This window comes from Syntrophomonas sp. UBA5494, from assembly GCF_002426325.1.
Window position 1 is genome coordinate 27244 of sequence record NZ_DIPG01000037.1, and the last position, 882, is coordinate 28125.

The 882-nt window shown below is 51.8% G+C and carries 2 protein-coding genes; both read right to left on the reverse strand.

What is annotated here, in order from left to right:
* Nucleotides 1–183 (reverse strand): hypothetical protein (locus B3W37_RS03745; RefSeq protein WP_483174830.1); only part of this gene is annotated, 183 nt, incomplete at its 3' end.
* A 285-nt stretch (nucleotides 184–468) separates the two neighbouring features.
* Nucleotides 469–882 (reverse strand): hypothetical protein (locus tag B3W37_RS03750; RefSeq protein WP_483174831.1); only part of this gene is annotated, 414 nt, incomplete at its 5' end.

The following is an 882-nucleotide window of genomic DNA, read 5'->3' on the forward strand; positions in this document are numbered from 1 at the left end:
AACAGGGTGAGGATCATGGTCAGGGCCAGCAGCAGAGCCAGGGCTTTCTCTCTGTGCTTCCTGTTGCTCCAGTACTTCATTACTTGATCTCCTCTCCTTTTTATTGCTTTGTATTGGGTCTAACCGTTGCTTGCTGATACTTAGAAGTGAATGTTTGTGTTCATAGAGTTTCATCGGCAACATCGGTACATCCCCCTGGGCAGGCACCATGACCGCAGCCTGTCTGCTCTACAAATGGGCCTGGGGCGGCCTGGACAGGATGGCCCAAACCATCCTGTCCCCCGCCGCAGGATTTATCTATAGAAGGAGGTAGATTAATCAGGCTTTACCTGTCCCCAGGGCCGGGTGTTTCTTCTCCCCCCTTTCGCACCCGCCTCACCTTGCCTTCTTCAGGCTGCCTTCCCGGCAGTCTTAGCTTCAGAAGCCTTGTTTTCGTCATGCCTTTTAAACTCTTCCAATGAACTCGGATTATACTTCCTGGTTCTGTACCAGACTGACGATGATCTGCACGTCAGTGGTATCGGTAGAGCCGTCGCCGTTGATGTCGGCTGCCAAGCGCATCACCGGGGATATGATCTCAAAAGCCGGGTCAGTCAGATAGACTCCGGTATACAGGTCATAGACCAGCTGGGCATCGATGATGTTCACCAGGCCTGCTCCGCTCTGATTGACATTGCCGTCATAGTTGATCTCCGGCGCCATGCCTTCAATGCAGGTGGTGCCGGCAAGGGCTGTCTCTTCATCCACATCCGCTGCAATAAAGCACACAAACATCTGGTATTTTTCGGAGTAATACATGTCCGTATCGTTGTACTGGTATTTGTAGCCTTCAGGTGGATTGGCTGCAAACTTCAATACTTTGAAACCGGTAGGGGCTCCCTT